Annotated in this window: 15 protein-coding genes and 2 pseudogenes; 10 read left to right on the top strand and 7 right to left on the bottom strand. The window is 65.0% G+C overall.

Annotated elements, in window-relative coordinates; translation table 11 throughout:
• The first annotated feature begins 15 nt into the window (after positions 1-15).
• From JWS13_RS00680 to JWS13_RS00655, 6 genes and pseudogenes are all read left to right on the top strand, one after another.
• Positions 16-1,071, top strand: coding sequence for a tyrosine-type recombinase/integrase (locus JWS13_RS00680; protein WP_206003932.1), 1,056 nt, complete (start codon positions 16-18; stop codon positions 1,069-1,071).
• Entirely contained in the window at positions 1,068-3,401 is a 2,334-nt protein-coding gene (locus JWS13_RS00675; protein ID WP_241031977.1) for a tyrosine-type recombinase/integrase, read from the top strand. The genes JWS13_RS00680 and JWS13_RS00675 overlap by 4 nt, the downstream gene beginning before the upstream one ends.
• 27 nt (positions 3,402-3,428) lie before the next feature.
• Positions 3,429-3,863: pseudogene (locus JWS13_RS00670) on the top strand (DDE-type integrase/transposase/recombinase); the annotation flags it as partial.
• Between the two features lie 108 nt (positions 3,864-3,971).
• On the top strand, positions 3,972-4,301 hold the full coding sequence (locus JWS13_RS00665; protein ID WP_415651129.1) for an ArsR family transcriptional regulator: 330 nt from the start codon (positions 3,972-3,974) through the stop codon (positions 4,299-4,301).
• A 106-nt stretch (positions 4,302-4,407) separates the two neighbouring features.
• Positions 4,408-4,960, top strand: a pseudogene (locus tag JWS13_RS00660) (CBS domain-containing protein); the annotation flags it as partial.
• Between the two features lie 704 nt (positions 4,961-5,664).
• Positions 5,665-5,949: a YciI family protein gene (locus tag JWS13_RS00655; RefSeq protein WP_206003931.1), complete on the top strand. Its 285-nt coding sequence runs from the start codon at positions 5,665-5,667 to the stop codon at positions 5,947-5,949.
• 249 nt (positions 5,950-6,198) lie between these two features.
• Here the strand turns inward: JWS13_RS00655 and JWS13_RS00650 are convergent, their stop codons facing one another.
• Positions 6,199-6,612, bottom strand: coding sequence for a VOC family protein (locus JWS13_RS00650; protein WP_206003930.1), 414 nt, complete (start codon positions 6,610-6,612; stop codon positions 6,199-6,201).
• Positions 6,613-6,953: 341 nt separating this feature from the next.
• Between JWS13_RS00650 and JWS13_RS00645 the strand changes: the two genes are divergently transcribed.
• Positions 6,954-7,313, top strand: a complete 360-nt coding sequence (locus tag JWS13_RS00645; RefSeq protein WP_206003929.1) for a carboxymuconolactone decarboxylase family protein — start codon at positions 6,954-6,956, stop codon at positions 7,311-7,313.
• Complete coding sequence (acnA, locus tag JWS13_RS00640; RefSeq protein WP_206003928.1) at positions 7,310-10,108, top strand: aconitate hydratase; 2,799 nt, start codon at positions 7,310-7,312, stop codon at positions 10,106-10,108. Before JWS13_RS00645 ends, acnA begins: the two co-directional genes overlap by 4 nt.
• 164 nt (positions 10,109-10,272) lie before the next feature.
• Here acnA and JWS13_RS00635 read toward each other — a convergent pair whose 3' ends face one another.
• Both JWS13_RS00635 and JWS13_RS00630 read right to left on the bottom strand, forming a co-directional pair.
• Positions 10,273-11,067 (bottom strand): succinate dehydrogenase iron-sulfur subunit, encoded by a 795-nt coding sequence (locus JWS13_RS00635; protein ID WP_206003927.1) that lies wholly within the window; start codon positions 11,065-11,067, stop codon positions 10,273-10,275.
• A 62-nt stretch (positions 11,068-11,129) separates the two neighbouring features.
• A complete protein-coding gene (locus tag JWS13_RS00630) occupies positions 11,130-11,408 on the bottom strand; it encodes a hypothetical protein (RefSeq protein ID WP_241032019.1) in 279 nt (92 codons plus the stop codon).
• A 25-nt stretch (positions 11,409-11,433) separates the two neighbouring features.
• Here JWS13_RS00630 and JWS13_RS00625 point away from each other — a divergent pair, with 25 nt between their 5' ends.
• Positions 11,434-11,790 carry a DUF488 domain-containing protein gene (locus tag JWS13_RS00625; protein ID WP_005261847.1) on the top strand — a complete coding sequence of 119 codons (357 nt, stop codon included), beginning with the start codon at positions 11,434-11,436 and terminating at the stop codon, positions 11,788-11,790.
• A 339-nt stretch (positions 11,791-12,129) separates the two neighbouring features.
• Here the strand turns inward: JWS13_RS00625 and JWS13_RS00620 are convergent, their stop codons facing one another.
• The 3 genes from JWS13_RS00620 to JWS13_RS00610 form a co-directional block, all read right to left on the bottom strand.
• Positions 12,130-13,026 (bottom strand): SPFH domain-containing protein, encoded by an 897-nt coding sequence (locus tag JWS13_RS00620; RefSeq protein ID WP_005261846.1) that lies wholly within the window; start codon positions 13,024-13,026, stop codon positions 12,130-12,132.
• Between the two features lie 166 nt (positions 13,027-13,192).
• Entirely contained in the window at positions 13,193-13,597 is a 405-nt protein-coding gene (locus JWS13_RS00615) for a DUF3040 domain-containing protein (protein ID WP_206003926.1), read from the bottom strand.
• A 474-nt stretch (positions 13,598-14,071) separates the two neighbouring features.
• Positions 14,072-14,272, bottom strand: coding sequence for an RGCVC family protein (locus JWS13_RS00610; protein ID WP_231868828.1), 201 nt, complete (start codon positions 14,270-14,272; stop codon positions 14,072-14,074).
• Positions 14,273-14,890: 618 nt separating this feature from the next.
• On the opposite strand from JWS13_RS00610, the gene JWS13_RS00605 reads away from it, so the two are divergent.
• Positions 14,891-15,331: a MarR family winged helix-turn-helix transcriptional regulator gene (locus JWS13_RS00605; protein WP_206003925.1), complete on the top strand. Its 441-nt coding sequence runs from the start codon at positions 14,891-14,893 to the stop codon at positions 15,329-15,331.
• A 212-nt stretch (positions 15,332-15,543) separates the two neighbouring features.
• Here the strand turns inward: JWS13_RS00605 and JWS13_RS00600 are convergent, their stop codons facing one another.
• Complete coding sequence (locus JWS13_RS00600) at positions 15,544-17,124, bottom strand: FMN-binding glutamate synthase family protein (RefSeq protein ID WP_206003924.1); 1,581 nt, start codon at positions 17,122-17,124, stop codon at positions 15,544-15,546.
• Between the last annotated feature and the right edge of the window lie 197 nt (positions 17,125-17,321).

Raw genomic sequence — 17,321 nt, 5'->3', positions numbered from 1 at the left:
CTGTTGACTGTGTCGATGAACTTGGAGGAGAAGTGGCCGGTGCTGTGCCGGCACGAGCGGGCGGCCGAGTGGTTGCGGATCTGGACCGATCTGGGGCGGGCGCCTCGCACGATCGACGCGTATGCGCGTGGCCTGGCCGAGTATCTGCTGGTCTGCGATCGCGAGGGCATCGACCCGATTGTTGCCACCCGGGCCCAAATCGCCCTGTTTGTAAGGGAGTTGCGGACTCGCCCGAGCCGACGCGGTACCAACGTTGTCGCGTTGGACTCGGGTTCGGGTCTGGCGAACGCGACGCTGCAGCAGCGGCTGGTTCCGGTGCGGTTGTTCTACGACTTCCTGGTCGAGGAGGGCGTGCGCGAGTCCAACCCGGTCGGTCGCGGGCGTTACACGCCGGGCCGGTACTTCGGTGGGCAGTCCCGGCCGCTGGTCCCGCGGATGGTCAAGTTGCCCTGGATCCCCGGCGAGGCCGAGTGGTTCCAGCTGCTTGACGCGTTCCGGCTCGAGCCGATCCGTAACCGGCTGATGCTGGCGCTGGCCTACGACTCGGCGCTGCGCCGTGAAGAGCTGTGCTCGCTGCGCACCGACGATCTCGATCCCGCGCACCGCACGCTGCGGGTGCGGGCGGAGACGACCAAGACCCGTCGGGGGCGGGTGGTGCCGTACTCGGCGGCGACCGGGGTGCTGCTGTCGGGCTACCTCGCGCACCGGGCCGGGATCAGCCGCGCCCGGGGACCGCTGTTCTTGTCCGAGTCACGGCGCAATTACGGTGAACCACTGAGCTTGTGGAGCTGGTCGAAGGTGGTGCGACGGGTCGCTTTGGCTGCTGATGTTCCGCAGTTCTCCACGCACACCACCCGACACCTGTGTCTGACCGACCTGGCCCGGATGGGCTGGGAGCTGCACGCAATCGCAACGTTCGCCGGGCACCGTTCCACCGAGTCGACACTGACCTACATTCACCTGTCGGGCCGGGATCTTGCGGAAAAGCTGAATCGTTCGATGACGCACCTGCATGCGCAGCGCATCAGCATGCTCACCGCAGCCGATGCCGACGGGACGGGTCCGGCGTGACCGCCGCGGTTCGTGCCGTCGGCAAGACGGAAGCCATGCCGCCGGGGTGGACGTTTCCGTTGTCCCTCGAACGCTACGACCAACGGGGGGAGCTGACCGATGCGGAGTGCCGCGCTCTGCGCGAGTTGGGTCCGAAGGCATTGCGCCGCAACAGAGCACGCGGAATCCCACGCCGGACCGCGACCCACTGGACGGCGCTGGCCCGTCTCGTCGAGCCGCTCGACACCGCGCGGGCCGGGTTGCATCATGGCGATGACACCCGGTTTCGCCGGGCCGGGGCGCACGCGGCCGCGATCATCTTGCAGAACTGCGTGGACACGAGCCGGTCCTACTGGGCGTGGACGACCGAGGACTGGGCGCAGCTGTGTGGTTCGAGCGCCGAGGCCTTCGTCGCAGCCAGGGAACTGCCGACCGAGACCACGGTGCGTCCCTTCCTGCTCGCGCTGGCCTATCTGCTCGGCGGCTTCGACGACTTCCAGCTGTTGGGCACGTTCAACCGGCTGCACCTGGCCCGCTTCGTCTTCGGCGCCGGGATTGTCGAGGAGTCGATGCGCCAGGCCAGCGCGGTCCTGGACCAGTGGGGCTACCGCGGCGCCGCGAGCGGCAAGCACCGCCTGCGTGGGGTCTTCAGCCAGGCGCTGCTGATCAACCGCAGCCCCAGGTTGGAGGACCTGGATACCGCGGCGTTCGAGCGGCTGCGCGCGCATCCGGCAACAGGCGACCACCACGGCGAGATGCTCTACGCGCTGCAACGTGCGGTCGCCGCACTCGGACACTGCGACCCGCCGGTGCGCACCGGGCACCACGCACCCGGCATCGAGGGCACTGCCACAGCCTGGGCCGGCTGGGTCGAACGCTGGCACGACACCTCGACGCTCACCCCACGGGTCCGCGCCGCCGTGCGCACCATCATGGCCAAGGCCGGGCGATGGTTGGTCGCAGAACATCCTGAGATCACCGAACCCGGGCAATGGACCCGTCAGACGTGCGCCGCCTGGGTCGCGGCCGTGGACCGCATGAACGTCGGCGACTACGTCCAGCGACGCGACCACCTCCACGCCCGTGCTGGAACACCGATCTCCCCGCGCACCAAGGCCCACAACCTGATGGCGACCCGCACCTTCTTCCGCGACTGCCAGGAGTGGGAGTGGATCGGTCGCCGCTTCGACCCGGCCCGGGCACTTGCGGTGCCCCGCAGCGTGTCCGCGCTGATCGGCACCAACCCACGCGTCATCGCCGACGAGGTCTGGGCGAAACTGCTCTGGGCCGGGCTGAACCTCGACCAGGACCATCTGCCCGGCAACTCCGCCGACACCTACTACCCGATGGAGCTGATCCGGGCGATCACGCTGACCTGGCTGTTCAGCGGCCTGCGCAGCGACGAGTTGTCCCGCCTTCGAGTCGGCTGCGTGCGCTGGCAACACAACGGTCAGTCCATTGCTGCCGACTCGCCCGACGTGCTCGCCGAGGACGCCGTCTGCCTGCTCGACGTGCCCGTCCACAAGACCGGCACCGCGTTCACCAAACCCGTCGATCCTCTTCTGGGACAGGCGATCGAGGCCTGGCAGGCGCTGCGCCCGCCTCAGCCGACGACGCTCGACCGCAAGACCAGCGAACAGGTGGACATGCTCTTCGCTGTCCGCGCGCAGCCGGTCGCGAAGAACTACATCAACCGCACGATCATCCCTGCGCTCTGCGCCAAGGCCGGTGTCCCGAGCAGCGACGTCCGCGGCAACATCACCAGTCACCGGGCCCGGTCCACGATCGCGACCCAGCTCTACAACGCCAAGGAACCGATGACGCTGTTCGAGCTGCAGGCATGGCTCGGACATCGCACCCCGACCGCCACGCAGCATTACGCGAAGATCAGCCCGAACACCCTTTCCAAGGCCTACACCGAAGCCGGTTACTTCGCCCGCAACGTGCGCACCATCGAGGTGCTGCTGGACCGCGATGCCGTCACTTCCGGCGCCGCCGCCGCCGGGCAGCCCTGGCAGCACTACGACCTCGGCCACGGATGGTGCAGCTACAGCTTTTTCGAGCAGTGTCAGCACAGGATGGCCTGCGCACGCTGCGACTTCTACACCCCGAAAGACTCCAGCAAAGCCCAGCTGCTCGAGGCGAGCGGCAACCTGCAGCGCATGCTCGCCAGCATCCCGCTTACCGACGACGAGCGCGCTGCCGTCGACGACGGACACACCGCAGTCACCGCCCTGCTCGACCGGCTCGCCGACGTCCCCACACCCGCCGGGCCCACCCCGCGTGAGCTCGGTACCCCCGCGACCGTGACCCTGCTTCCGATCGTGCAAGTCCGACCCGGGAAACCCTGATGAACTTGACAATCTTGATTCCACATAATCTGCGCGATCAAGGACTGCTTCTCCACCCGGATCGTCGGCTATTCGATCGCCGACCGGATGACCGCGGACCTGGCATGTTCGGCGCTGCGAAATGCCATTGCGCTCCGCAACCCGGACGGCACCGTCGTACATTCCGATCGCGGCAGCCAGTTCCGTTCCGGGATCTTCGTAGAATTGCTGACCTGCAATGGTTTACAAGGATCAATGGGGAAGGTGGGGGCATGTGGTGACAATGCCGCGATGGAATCGTTCTTCGCGTTGCTGCAACGCAATGTCCTCGACCGTCACCGCTGGAGCAGCCGTGAGGAACTACGGTTGGCGATCGTCGAGTGGATCGAGAAGACCTACCACCGGCGTCGCCGGCAACGCGGTCTCGGTCGACTGACACCCGTCGAATATGAGACGCTCCATCAGACCGCACACGCGGCCTGAAACTGCACACCCCGTGTGTCAACCAGGGTGGGGGCAGTCCCGTTCGATCAGACCGTGGAGCAATCCCGAAACTGGATACATGAATCATCGATGTCATATTGTGGGGAAATGGCGACAACGGTTCGACGACCCAATCACCGCTCTGCGATGCACGAGAACGCCGCCCGCACTCGTAGCTGGACCTTCCTGACCAATCATGCGCACGTCTTGTTGTGTCTGGCCGGTGGTGATCAGCACACCGCTCGCGAGTTGGCGATCGAGATCGGCATCACCGAACGTTCGGTGCAAGCGATCCTGGCCGACCTCACCGAGGGCGGGTACATGTCCAAGACGAAGGTCGGTCGCCGTAACACCTACACGGTCAACCTCGACAGGCGACTGCCCGATCCTCTGGAGGGCGGTCACACCGTCGGTGACCTGATCGACGCCCTCCGCTGAACAACCAAACCATTATTGACGAAATAGTTTTCATAAGTTATGATTCGTTAAAGGACGCTCTTAAGTTAAGTGCTGAGTGTCGGATCGACTAAAGCGAGTGATGACCATGCGAGTGTTGAACGTGATGCAGCGACCGGTTGTAATGGTGCGGCAATCCGACAGTATGCGCACGGCGGCGGTGCTACTGGCCGAGTACGGGTTCGCGGCGGTGCCGGTCGTCGACGACCACGACCGGCTGGTTGGGATGTTGAACAGCGGAGACGTGTTGCGGGCCGGACACGCGTCTTCGGAGACGGTGGGCGAGGTGATGACTGCACCCGCCGTTGCTGCGCCGATGTATCAATATTTGGCCGATGTGAGCCAGATGCTGCTTGAGCAGGGTCTACGCAGTCTGCCGGTCGTGGATCGACGGGCGGGTAGTGGGCATCCTCAGCCGCAGTGACGTGGTGCGGTTGATGCTCAAACCGGACGAGACGATCGCCGTGGGTGCGCAACGCCGCCTCGACGACTATACCGGGGACGGACGCTGGCGCGTGACGGTCGAGGAGGGCTGCGTCACCATCGCAGGCCCGTTCGCGGACGAATCCGAACGCCGCATCGCGATCGCGTTGACCAAGACCGTACCCGGCACCCGCACAGTGTCCATTGCCGCTGGAGAACAGGTATTGGTCGATGAGGCACAAGCTATCAGGCAACGGCGCGCCGCGGTGATCACTGGGGCGCCGCCCTCAGTACGCGATGAAGGTGTATCGGCATCGCGTTGGCGACCCGAGTGCTCAGTCCGCGGCCACGCCGACCCGGCTGTGGCCGAAGGCATTCTGATCGGCTAGCACAGCTACGACCACGACGACGCGTTCTCCGAACTGCTGACGATCGGCTACCGCCACGACATCGATGTAACCAACGTGGCTCGAAGTCGTTGCCGGACTATGCGCTGCTGGACCGGATCCCGGTTCAGATCCTTTTGGTGCACAACGATTTCGACGATGTTGACTTCCGTGGGACACGGTCGACCCGACAGCGAGGAGTGGATGAGCTGCTCCACTCCGCGGATATCAAGGCGGTGGTTGACGGATATCAAGGCGGTGGTTGACGCCGACCCGAAGGCGCCTCCGCGAAGGCCGCGCCGACTTCGCCGAGATCACCATCGCACCCGGCACCCACGCCTACCTTTGTCTGCCGCTGCCCTTCATGCTCGGCGTGCGCGAGGCACTGCTCGAGAGGGAGCTCTCGGCCGAGAACATCCGCTACGGGGTTGGCCGCAGACTACCGTCGCCGCAAGAAATTTCGGCCCAAAGGATTGGTAATGTTTCGAGCGTGGTTGCACACTGGATAGGTCGGCTCACGAGGGAACGAGAAGAGCATGCCCATGTTCGTCGTCGAATACACCTACAGTCCCGAAACATCCTCCGGTCGTGATGATCACCGAACAGACCACCATGCGTGGCTCGCCGAATTGGTCCGCCGCAAGGTGGTGCTGTCATCGGGTCCCCTCGCCGACCGTACCGGCGCCCAGTTCATCGTCGACGCTGCCGACGAAGACACCGTCACACGTCTGTTCACGCACGATCCATTTGCTCAGGCAAACCTCGTCTCAAAGGTCCTCATCAGCAAATGGAACCCCTTGATTGGCGAAATCCGCACCTAGTGTCAGGCCGGGGATGTGCCGCTCGGTCAATGTCAGCGGTGTTGTCCGAACGTCGACAGTACCTCTGAAGGCTATGGCCTCATCGTGTACTCGACGTTGTCGTCGGTCGATCATGACCTCGGCGCCTGCGATCCGTTTGCGTAACTCGTCGTCGTGAAGTAGCCATACGCCGGCGCGGTCGCATTCGATCAGAGGACGCTCGTCTGCCGGCGTGGCGGATGCGCCAACGCCCGTGGTCACCCCCCGTGGTCACCCGTGGAATCGTTGCGCGATCAGCTCCCGCGGTAGCTGCTCGGGGCCAGGGTAGGCGACGATCACACGGATACCGTCCGGGTCGCAACCATCCACGAACGTCACCCCGCCGACCGTCTGCGTGTATGTGGCCGCATCATATGCGTGTAGTCGCTCGGTGATCCGCTCCAACTCTTCCTCGGTGTCGGCGGACCACATGACGTAGTGGACACCGATGACGCTTACCCCGCGACGGGTCGATGCCCCCTTCTTCGCATACATGTAGATCTGAAAGTTATCCGGCGTCAAAAGGAGTGCTGCATCGGGCTCGCGCACAGCGACACGGCAGGCGAAGACGTCGCAGTAGTACTTCACCGACCGATCCAGCTCGGCCACTTGCATCACCGACGAGGCAACCTTGGCAGCGCACATCTTCATCTCCTACGCCCGGGCGGTCCGTGATCTTCACCGTACCGCTCACGGGGTGGGTTGGTGTCGTCGCTCAGATCGGAACGCACGCATCCACTATTGTCCTCCGACACCATCGCGCCGCGCAATGCGGCAAGCGAATCGGGCCAATGTTCACTCGTCCCACACTGTCCTGCAGATCGCCCCCTCAGTTTGCACCATTGAGCCACCGGACCGGTCGTGGAAGTGGGGACATTCGGCCCTGGCAATTTGATGCGGACGGGTTATGGTGGCAGGCGAAGGTCCGCGCTGCTGCTGCGGTGTCTGTGCTACGGCTGGCAACGCTGAAACAGGAGGACAGCTGTATGCCCGAGTCGCTGTATCAGCCCACCACGCCGGAGATTTCGGAGCGTCGAAAGGCGCTCGCACCCGGGATTCACGACGCCTTCGAGGATTTCAGTCGCGCCGTCTTCGCCGACGGTGCGCTGCCGGGGAAGACGAAACAGCTGATCGCGGTCGCGGTCGCCCATGTGACGCAATGCCCCTACTGCATCACCGGGCACACCAAACTGGCCCGCCGCACGGGCGCCGAACCGGAGGAAATCATGGAAGCCATCTGGGTCGCGGCGGAAATGCGGGCCGGTGGTGCGTTCGCGCACTCCACGCTGGCCCTGAACGCGATGAACCATCGTGTCCACACCTCTACCGGGGAGCCCGAACCGTGAGCGGCAACAGTTTCGGCGCGCGCTCCACACTGACGGTCGCAGACCAGACGTACGGCATCTACCGGCTGGATGCGATCGAGACCGACGTGCAGCTTCCCTACAGTGTGAAGGTGTTGTTGGAGAATTTGCTCCGCAACGAGGACGGCCGCCTGGTCACCGCCGGGCAGGTCTCGGCCCTGGCGTCCTGGTCGCCGCGCAATCCCGGCCACACCGAGATCCAATTCACCCCCGCCCGGGTGCTGATGCAGGACTTCACCGGCGTGCCGTGTGTGGTCGACCTGGTGGCGATGCGGGACGCGATGACGGCGCTGGGCGGCGACCCGCGAAAGATCAACCCGCTCATACCCACCGAATTGGTCATCGATCACTCGGTGATCGCGGACGTCTTCGGTCGGCCCGACGCCTACCGGATCAACGCCGACCTCGAGTTCTCCCGCAACAAGGAGCGCTACCAACTGTTGCGGTGGGCGCAGCATGCCTTCGACGATTTTCTGGTCGTGCCACCCGATACCGGCATCTGCCATCAGGTCAACCTGGAATACCTGGCCCGCGTGTTGTTCACACGGGACACACCGGACGGCCCTCTCGCCTACCCGGACACTCTCGTCGGCACCGACTCGCACACCCCGATGATCAACGGCCTCGGCGTGCTCGGTTGGGGAGTCGGCGGGATCGAGGCAGAAGCAGCCATGCTCGGCCAGCCGATGAGCATGCTCCTGCCGCAGGTCCTCGGGCTCAAACTCACCGGCGCCCTACCCGAGGGCACCACCGCCACCGACCTCGTCCTCACCATCGCCGAATTGCTCCGCAAGACCGGGGTCGTCGGCAAATTCGTGGAGTTCTACGGCCCTGGTGTCGCCAACGTTCCGTTGGCGAACCGGGCGACCCTGGGAAACATGAGCCCCGAATACGGTTCGACCTGCGCCATCTTCCCCATCGACGACGAAACCCTCAACTATCTGCGCCTGACCGGGCGACCCGAGCAGCAGATCCGACTCGTCGAGGCCTATGCCAAAGAACAAGGAATGTGGCACGACCCCGATCAAGAACCCGTTTACAGTCACACCGTCGAGCTCGACCTCGCCACCGTCGAGCCCTCCATCGCGGGCCCGAAACGACCCCAGGACCGCATCCCGCTGGCCAGCGCGCCGCACGCCGTCGGGTCGTTGCTGGCGGACCAACCATTGCCGACTGCGCTGGATGCCGGCCTCGACGAGGCATCCGACGAGTCATTCCCCGCCAGCGACCCGATCGCGGTCGACCACGACCGCGCATCGGATGGGCCGGCGGCACCGTGCCGGTGTGGGAAGAGCCATGAATGGCCCTCCGACCCGGTGGAGGTGGTCCTCGACGGCGCGGTGCACAGTGTCGATCACGGGCACGTGGTCATCGCCGCGATCACCTCGTGCACCAACACCTCGAACCCGTCGGTGATGATCGGCGCGGGCCTGCTGGCGAAGAAGGCCGTGCAGGCGGGCCTGACCCGTAAACCGTGGGTGAAGACGTCGCTGGCCCCGGGATCGCGGGTGGTCACCGACTACTACGAACGGGCCGGGCTGACCCCCTATCTGGAACAGCTCGGTTTCGGACTCGTCGGCTACGGCTGCACCACCTGCATCGGTAACTCCGGTCCGCTGATCCCCCAGGTCAGCGACGCGGTCACCGGACACGATCTGACCGCCTGCGCGGTGCTGTCCGGGAACCGCAACTTCGAGGGCCGCATCCACGCCGAATGCAAGATGAACTTCCTCACCTCCCCGCCGCTGGTCATCACCTACGCACTCGCCGGGACCATGCTCGCCGACGTGCTCCACGACCCGATCGGGACAGGGTCGGACGGGCAGCCGGTGTACTTGCGCGACATCTGGCCGAGCACCGAGGAGGTCAAGGCAGTCATCGACGAATGCCTGCAATCACAGATGTTCACCGACGGCTACGCGAATGTCTTTGCCGGCGACGACAACTGGCGCGGCCTCGATGTCGCCTCCGGCGAGATATTCGAATGGCACGAGGACTCCACCTATGTGCGGCGGCCACCGTACTTCGACGGCATACAGCCCGAACCGCAACCGATCTCCGACATCACCGGCGCCCGGGTGCTGGTCATGTTGGGGGATTCGGTGACCACCGACCACATCTCACCCGCGGGCACGATCCGCCGCGACAGCCCGGCCGGTATCTACCTGCGCGAGCATGGCGTCGAACCGCCCGACTTCAACTCCTACGGATCCCGTCGCGGCAACCACGAGGTGATGATCCGCGGCACCTTCGCCAACATCCGCCTGCGGAATCTGCTGGCCCCGGGCACGGAGGGCGGCGTCACCCGCCACCTCCCCGACGGGCAGGAGATGAGCATCTTCGACGCCGCGAACGCCTACGCCGCCGAGGGCACTCCGCTGATCATCCTCGCCGGCGCCGAATACGGATCCGGGTCCTCACGCGACTGGGCGGCCAAGGGAACACTGCTCCTCGGGGTCAAAGCGGTCCTCGCGACGTCGTTCGAGCGCATCCACCGCTCCAACCTGATCGGCATGGGGGTACTGCCCCTGCAATTCCCGCCCGGTCACACCCGCGAAAGCCTCGGCCTGACCGGTGAAGAGGAATACTCGATCACCGGACTCGAAGGCGGCGACCCGGGCGCGGACTTCCCTACCGAGGTCACCGTCCGAGCCCACCACCATGGTCAAGTACAGGAATTCCGCGCCACCGTGCGGATCGATACCCCCGCGGAGGCGGGATACTTCCGCCACGGCGGGATACTGCAATACGTGCTGCGACAGCTCCTCGTCACCTGAGCGGCTCGCCATACCCACCGGGGCAGCGACCGCCGGCCAGCAACCCTGGCCGAGCGGGTCACCGCGCCGCGGGCCCGAGCAACAGGGTGACGCCTTTTCGTTCCCGCCACTCCAGGGCCTCACGAACCCGCTAAAGGCCTGGCGATGGTGCAGAACTCGTGCGGCTACCGCACTACTGCCTTGCGGTTGAACAGCAACGCGCGTTTGACTTCGGTGATCGCTTGCGTCACCTTGATTCCGCGCGGACAAGCGTCGGTGCAATTGAACGTGGTGCGGCAACGCCAGACGCCGTCGACGCCGTTGAGAATGTCCATCCGCTCCCCGGCGCCTTCGTCGCGGCTGTCGAAAATGAAGCGATGGGCGTTGACGATGGCGGCCGGCCCGAAATAGCTACCATCCGCCCAATACACCGGGCACGACTCGGTACAGCACGCGCACAGGATGCACTTGGTGGTGTCATCGTACCGGGCACGATCGGCCTGGGACTGGATCCGCTCGCGGGTGGGCTCCTGACCCGATGTCATCAGGAACGGTTTGATCTGGCGGTACGCCGAGAAGAACGGCTCCATGTCGACGACGAGATCCTTCTCGACCGGGAGTCCCTTGAGGGGTGCGATCGTGACAGTGGTGTTCTTACCGTCTTTCTGCAGCATGTCGCGCATGAGCACCTTGCACGCGAGCCGGTTGACTCCGTTGACGACCATTGCATCCGATCCGCACACGCCGTGCGCGCACGAGCGGCGGAAGGTCAGGGTCCCGTCGAGATACCCCTTGACGTAGGTGAGCAGGTTGAGCAACCGATCGGTGGGCAGACACGGAACCTCGAAGCTCGCCCATCCGGCCTTGCCCGGGTCCTCGGGGCTGAAACGGCGAATCTTCAACGTGACCATCACGGCGCCTTCGGGGACCGGCGGTAGCGCTACGGAACCCGAGCCCTCGCTGTTCATGGGGACAGACATGGTTATCGACTCCAACCTCGTCAATTACGTTTTCGGGGAGCTCGTCTCGGATTGTCCACAGGCTAGCTCAGCGGTCCGATCGACGGATCGGAAAACCCGGTGCGGACCCTCTCTCGCACCGAGGGGCGCCGCGTGATGTGCGGAGCCGATACCCCTCCGACGAACAGGCGCATCGGGTTGACGATGGCCACGAGCACCGACAGTTCGTGCACGAGCATCCCGATGGACATCGTGGCGTGGCCGGCGAAGGCGCCCGCCGCCACCACGACACGGTTGCCGGCGCGGTGTCCGCGATCTTCACCGCCACAGTGCACCGCGGGTTTGTCATTCGTTGTGGGCACCGTCATTTCGTGTCATGATCGATCTATGGGCCCGATCGAGTTGGTGCGAGCCTATGACGCTCGCGGCACTAAGAAGACATCGCCAACCTTCTTGGTAGATCGACTCTGGCCAAGGGGCATCGCGAAAGCGGACCTCGACTGCGACGCCTGGATCAAGGAGGTGGCGCCCAGTACGGAACTGCGGACCTGGTTCGGCCACCAGGCGGATCGGTTTCCGGAGTTCCGCACACGCTATCTTCAGGAACTTGATACCAATCGCACTGCCGCCCAGCCGATCGTCGAGGCGGCGCGGAACGGGACTGTGGTGCTGCTGTATTCGGCGAAGGACCTCGAGCACAACCAAGCCGTGGTCTTGCGCGAGTGGATCTCGAATCAGTTCTGACATCCCCATAGGTCGGGCTGAACTCTCATCGCATCCATGAACCTCCGGCCCGCACATCGAGCCGTGCCGTCCGGCCGCGGTCAGAACGGGGCCGTGGTCCGCGGGGCAGTGGCGGGTCGGTCGCAGGTCAGTGCGGGCAATCAGACCCCCAGGCCCGTAGGGCGACATCCTGGAACCGGACGGCACAGGGTGACGGTCCTGCCCCCTGCCGCGAGTCCCGCCGCAACAGAGGTCACCGTGGTGTCGGGATCAAACATAGCTCCCGACACCACCTGCCACCCAGGACCCTCCAAACGGAACCGGCGGTCACTGCTCTGGACCCACACGGGTCTATTGGTCCTATCCGAATCGTGATTGTTCGAGGGCGAATCCGCGGGCGTCGACGGGCGTGTGTTGTGTGTGCCGGGTCGACGGTTCGTCGTTCACGTTGGCCGGAGTGGTTGTGGTTGTAGGTTCGGCTGTTCGCGTCGGAGCATGGGCGGTGTGCGGTGTCGCTCGTTCCAGAAAGCGGAGCAACTCGACCGGGAACGGCAGCACGAGGGTCGAGTTCTTCTCGGCCGCGACTTCCACGACGGTTTGCAGGAGCCGCAGTTGCAGGGCGGCGGGATGTTCCGTCATGGTCTCGGCGGCCTGGGCCAGTTTCGCGGAGGCTTGCAGTTCGCCGTCGGCGGTGATGATGCGGGCCCGCCGTTCACGTTCGGCCTCGGCCTGGCGCGACATCGACCGCTTCATCGAATCGGGGAGGACCACATCCTTGATCTCCACCCGGTCGATCTGCACACCCCACCCCAGCGCGGGGCTGTCGATCATCAGCTCCAAGCCCTGGTTGAGGCCCTCCCTGTTGGACAGCAGGTCGTCGAGTTCGCTCTTGCCGATGATCGACCGCAGCGACGTCTGTGCGACCTGACCGATCGCGGAGACGTAGTCCTGCACGTCCACTGCCACTCGCACCGGGTCGGCGACGTTGAAGTAGACGACCGCATCCACCCGGACGGTCACGTTGTCGCGGGTGATGCCGTCCTGGGCGGGCACCGGCATCGTGATGATCTGCATGTTCACCTTCTCGAGCCGGTCGGCGATCGGGATCAGCAACATCAGGCCCGGTCCGCGGACGGCGGGCTGGACGCGCCCGAACCGAAACACGACGCCGCGTTCGAACTGTGTGACGACGCGAATGCTCGAGCTCAGGCCGAGTAGGCCGAGACCGACTATGACGGCCACCGCATAGAGAATCATGGTGTTCTCCTATCCGTCCGTGGCCTCTACCGATACCCGGTCACCACGGGCTTGCTGCCAATCGATGAAGTTACGTCACGTCCCCGCGTTTAGCTGCTCGGGGCAGCGCCTCGATTCGCGGAGGCGTCCGATCAGGTGCGGCGCGTTGGCTTTCCGAGTTCGCCAATTATTGCGGTGCCGGCGCCCCGCGGGGCGGCCATGGTATGAGCACAGCACCGGATGCGGTCGATGGATCGAGGATTCGGACGGTGTCGGTGTTGACCGGAATCGCGCTCGCGGAATGGGAACCGCCGACGGCCAGACGGTTGCGTGCTGGCACCGCCCGTGTTGTGCGTGGCGTCGGTGCACTCTTCCGGACGGTGATCTCGGCTTCGTTGAAAATGCGAGGACCTCGCAGTGCAAACACTCCGAACGTCACCGCGAGCACCAGCACTCTCAGTCGGGTCCGCACACTGCGATCGTATGGTGGGCGCGGTGTGACGCCGTGAAACACTCGGAGCAGCGTCGGGCTGCTTGCGAGAAGCCGTTGTTCGATCTCGCACAAAGTATTTCGTTCATCGTCGCTGAGCACAGCGCACCTCCCGGACTCCCCCGGCGAGGTCTTGGTGCCGGGACGACCACTTTTTATATCGTATCACGATAAAAACGTTTCGCTTGCAGCGCGGAAGGCGCGGCGTCGTCCACCCTGGTTGACTGCGCTCCTCGCCGGTGGTTCAGTAGTGGACCCCTTTTTCGTGCGCGAAGACGCTCGCGCTGAACCACATACCCGGTCCCGCCGCTCGATCCGTATGCGACTCCGCGAAAATCACGGTCGATATCCGGCACCGCGGGAAGCCTGGCCGCTGCCGGACGCGAAGGGGATTGCGCGCCAGGAAAGGTGGTGGTACCGCCGCTGCCCCTTTTCTAGCGACGGTCACCGATTGGTGCGGTCGGTGATGTCGCCGCGTGGGTGCCGGTCCCGCACCGCGCGAAGAGGGGTTGCGGTAGTACTCGCCGAGAATCGGGTGGATATGCCTGGGTTGGCTTTTCGAGTTGAACTTCTCGTTCAGTACCGGGAGTAGTGCTGTCCAGTCGCCTGTTCGCCGGCGCAGATGCAGTTTCGGTCGAGGTTTCGGTCCGAGGTCGCGGCGCAAAACCGAATACCGAGCGCATCGTGGGAATCCGGGCTGTGCGGACATGCCGTGCAGGACGGCGTTGATTCCAGTGCCCGTTCAGGGTTCGACACATAGGTCGCGTTCGACGCCATGGCGGCGCTCCAGTTCTCGGCCCTGTGACATCGGGCCGGGTCGGGCGCCGAGGACGACATGGCTTGACCGCGCATGTTCGGGCCCTCGGCACCCACAAGGCTACACGTGCCCGCCGGCCCCTGTGGCTCCGCGGGTGAACGACCTTCGCACAACAGAGGTTCCAGATCCATTGCCGGGACGAGTCGACGGTTCACAACGTTCCGACGACCCTTTTCGGCCCCCCGCGATCCGTGCCGCAATTGCACCCGAACGAGTGCGCGATGCTTTCGTTGCGGAATCTTCGACCCGCGCACATCGCTCCGCTGCACGCGGCAGTGCCCGTGCTGATACATGATGAGTTCATGGGGCGTCCTTCTGGGGGAATCGGAAATCGTCTGCGCCGGAATCACGACCGCCAATCGGCGATACTTGTCGACATTTGCCGAGTCGCCGTCCGATCGCACGGCGGGGTGTTACGCACTCGTCGCCGTGGCATCGACGTCGGGGCTGTCTCCATGGGCTCGTCGCACGATTTCGGGCAATGCCCCGTTGAGGCGTGATGATTGTCAGAGCATACCCGGTGTATCGTATGGCGATATATAGTGCGGCGGTTCTGACGACTGAAGGGGCGAGGTGCCGTGACTGCAGACGAGCACGTGGAGTCGGAGCCGTTGACGAAGCGGGATTTCGAGGCACTGGCACGTTTCCGCTTCGGCATCCGCCGCTATCTGCGCTTCAGTGAGGACACGGTCCGTGACCATGGCCTCACCCCGCAGCACTACCAGTTGCTGCTCGCACTCAAGGGATTTCCCGGCCGCGAATGGGCCACCATGCGAGAACTGGCCGACCGCCTGCAGCTGCGTCATCACAGCGTGGTGGAGCTGGTCGACCGGGCTCAGAAGCAGGGACTCGTGGAGCGCGCGCCGCACCCGTCCGACGCGCGGGCGGTACGGGTGGAGCTGACCGAGCACGGGCAGCTGATCCTGGCACGCCTGAGTGCGATGCACCGCGACGAACTGCTGCGCCTCGGACCCACCCTCGAGTTACCCATCTGGGACGACCCTCCCCACGACCCGTGACTTCGCGACCTACGCCGACCCACCGGGACCGCGACCGATGATCTGATCAGTCGATTGCCCGCTCGTCTCCGTCCCCATCAATTGCCGGTCGGTGAAAAAAATCGCTGGTCGATTATCTGTGGGAGTCCCCGACGAGGAGTTGCCGCAACCGTAGTGCGTAGTGGTCCGTCTGGGGGGGGCTCGGGCGAACACCACAGACCCCGGCGATGCCGTCAAAACCTTGACGAGTCGGCGTTCGTCCAGTCGCGGAGCCAACTCGTCGGGGGGTCCTCCGTGAGCAGGTCACCTGGCTGCAGCCACTCGTGTAGGTCCGCGTAAGTCATCGTGCGGTGCCCCTGGATGCGCCGGTTGAGCATCGACGGATCGAGGTCGCAGAAGTCGTCCAGCCCCATCGATGCCAGGATTTGTTGGGCGCTCGCGACGGTGGATCTCTGGAGGTTGTACACCCGGGTGGTCTTGTCCGGAACATTCAGTGCGCGGGCCCGGCGGGCGTCCTGGGTGGTGACACCGACGGGGCACCGGTTGGTGTGGCAGCGTTGGGCCTGGATGCAGCCGACCGCGAACATCATCGCGCGGGCGGCGAGGGTGAAGTCCGCTCCCTGGATCAGGCGTTTGATGATGTCGATTCCGTTGGCGACCTTGCCGGAGGCGCCGATCTTGATCCGGTCCCGCAGTCCGGTGCCCACCAGCGCGTTGTGCACCAGCATCAGGCCCTCGGTGAGCGGCATCCCGACGTGGTCCTCGAATTCGAGTGGGGCAGCTCCGGTTCCGCCCTCGGAGCCGTCGACGATGATGAAGTCCGGGGTGATGCCGGTCTCGATCATGGCCTTGCAGATGGCGAGGAATTCCGTGCGGGAACCGACGCAGAGTTTGAAGCCGATGGGCTTTCCGCCGGACAGTGCACGAAGTGTGGTGATGAAGTCGATGAGCTCGAGCGGGGTGCGGAACGCGCTGTGGGAGGGCGGCGAGATCACGGTCTGCCCGACCGGCACCCCCCGGGTTCGAGCGATCTCGGGACTGACTTTCGCAGCGGGCAGCACGCCCCCGAGCCCTGGTTTCGCCCCCTGGGAGAGCTTGATGGAGATGCACTTCACCTGAGGCAGGGCGGCCTTGGTGGCGAACTCGCCGGGATCGAAGTGCCCATCGGGGTCGCGGCAGCCGAAGTAGCCGGAACCGATCTCCCAGATCAGGTCGCCGCCATGTCTGAGGTGGTAAGGACTGATACCGCCCTCGCCGGTGTCATGGGCGAACCCGCCGCGCGCCGCGCCCCCGTTGAGCGCCTCGATGGCGTTGCCCGACAGGGATCCGAAGCTCATCGCCGAGACGTTGTACAAGGCGATGTCGTACCCCATGGTGCACTGTGGACCGCCGATCCGAACATGTGGTGTGTCATCGGAGGCCGGCTGCGCGCGCAACGAGTGGGTGACGAACTCGTATCCGGTGGCGGTGACGTCCCGTTCGGTTCCGAACGGTTCCACGTCCTTGATGCCCTTGGCGCGTTCGTACACCGTGGTGCGGGTGTCACGGTCGAACGGTGTTCCGTCCGTGGATCGTTCGACGAAGTATTGCTGGATCTCGGGGCGGATCGACTCGAGCAGGAACCGGGCGTGGCCTATCACCGGATAGTTCCGCAGCACACTGTGCCTACGCTGCAGCAGATCCCAGGTGCCGACCATGGCGATCGCCGCCGCGATCACCGTGAAGGACAGCCACCAGGTCGAGACGAAGAAGACCAGCAGCAGCGACGCCGATCCCAGCACCCAGGCGCCCGCGATGACCAGCCAACGGATCATGGGAATCCCTCCCGGCGCGTGTGCACGGACGAGGCGCCCATCCTCCGTCGCGGCCCCAGCGCACCCGATCGATCATGTCCGGCCGAACCGGAAGCGCCGTCGCTGGATCCAGGTGGCCCGGCCGAGTTCGAGCAGGGCCGTCGACACCACCACTGAGACGGGGGCGGTGTCTCGGGGGTTCGCGTCCGTGCCTGCTG

The sequence above is a fragment of the Rhodococcus pseudokoreensis genome, from assembly GCF_017068395.1.
Taxonomy (GTDB): Bacteria; Actinomycetota; Actinomycetes; order Mycobacteriales; family Mycobacteriaceae; genus Rhodococcus_F; species Rhodococcus_F pseudokoreensis.
This window is presented reverse-complemented; position numbering and strand designations above follow the sequence as displayed.

What these genes read in the sequence shown, in the direction of transcription:
- JWS13_RS00645 (WP_206003929.1), top strand. Translation starts at nt 6,954, where the DNA reads ATGCCCGAGTCGCTGTATCAGCCCACCACGCCGGAGATTTCGGAGCGT.
- JWS13_RS00610 (WP_231868828.1), bottom strand. Translation starts at nt 14,272, where the DNA reads ATGGCGTCGAACGCGACCTATGTGTCGAACCCTGAACGGGCACTGGAA.
- JWS13_RS00600 (WP_206003924.1), bottom strand. Translation starts at nt 17,124, where the DNA reads ATGATCCGTTGGCTGGTCATCGCGGGCGCCTGGGTGCTGGGATCGGCG.
- JWS13_RS00635 (WP_206003927.1), bottom strand. Translation starts at nt 11,067, where the DNA reads ATGTCTGTCCCCATGAACAGCGAGGGCTCGGGTTCCGTAGCGCTACCG.
- JWS13_RS00620 (WP_005261846.1), bottom strand. Translation starts at nt 13,026, where the DNA reads ATGATTCTCTATGCGGTGGCCGTCATAGTCGGTCTCGGCCTACTCGGC.
- JWS13_RS00625 (WP_005261847.1), top strand. Translation starts at nt 11,434, where the DNA reads ATGGGCCCGATCGAGTTGGTGCGAGCCTATGACGCTCGCGGCACTAAG.
- JWS13_RS00665 (WP_415651129.1), top strand. Translation starts at nt 3,972, where the DNA reads ATGGCGACAACGGTTCGACGACCCAATCACCGCTCTGCGATGCACGAG.
- JWS13_RS00655 (WP_206003931.1), top strand. Translation starts at nt 5,665, where the DNA reads ATGCCCATGTTCGTCGTCGAATACACCTACAGTCCCGAAACATCCTCC.
- JWS13_RS00650 (WP_206003930.1), bottom strand. Translation starts at nt 6,612, where the DNA reads ATGTGCGCTGCCAAGGTTGCCTCGTCGGTGATGCAAGTGGCCGAGCTG.
- JWS13_RS00680 (WP_206003932.1), top strand. Translation starts at nt 16, where the DNA reads ATGAACTTGGAGGAGAAGTGGCCGGTGCTGTGCCGGCACGAGCGGGCG.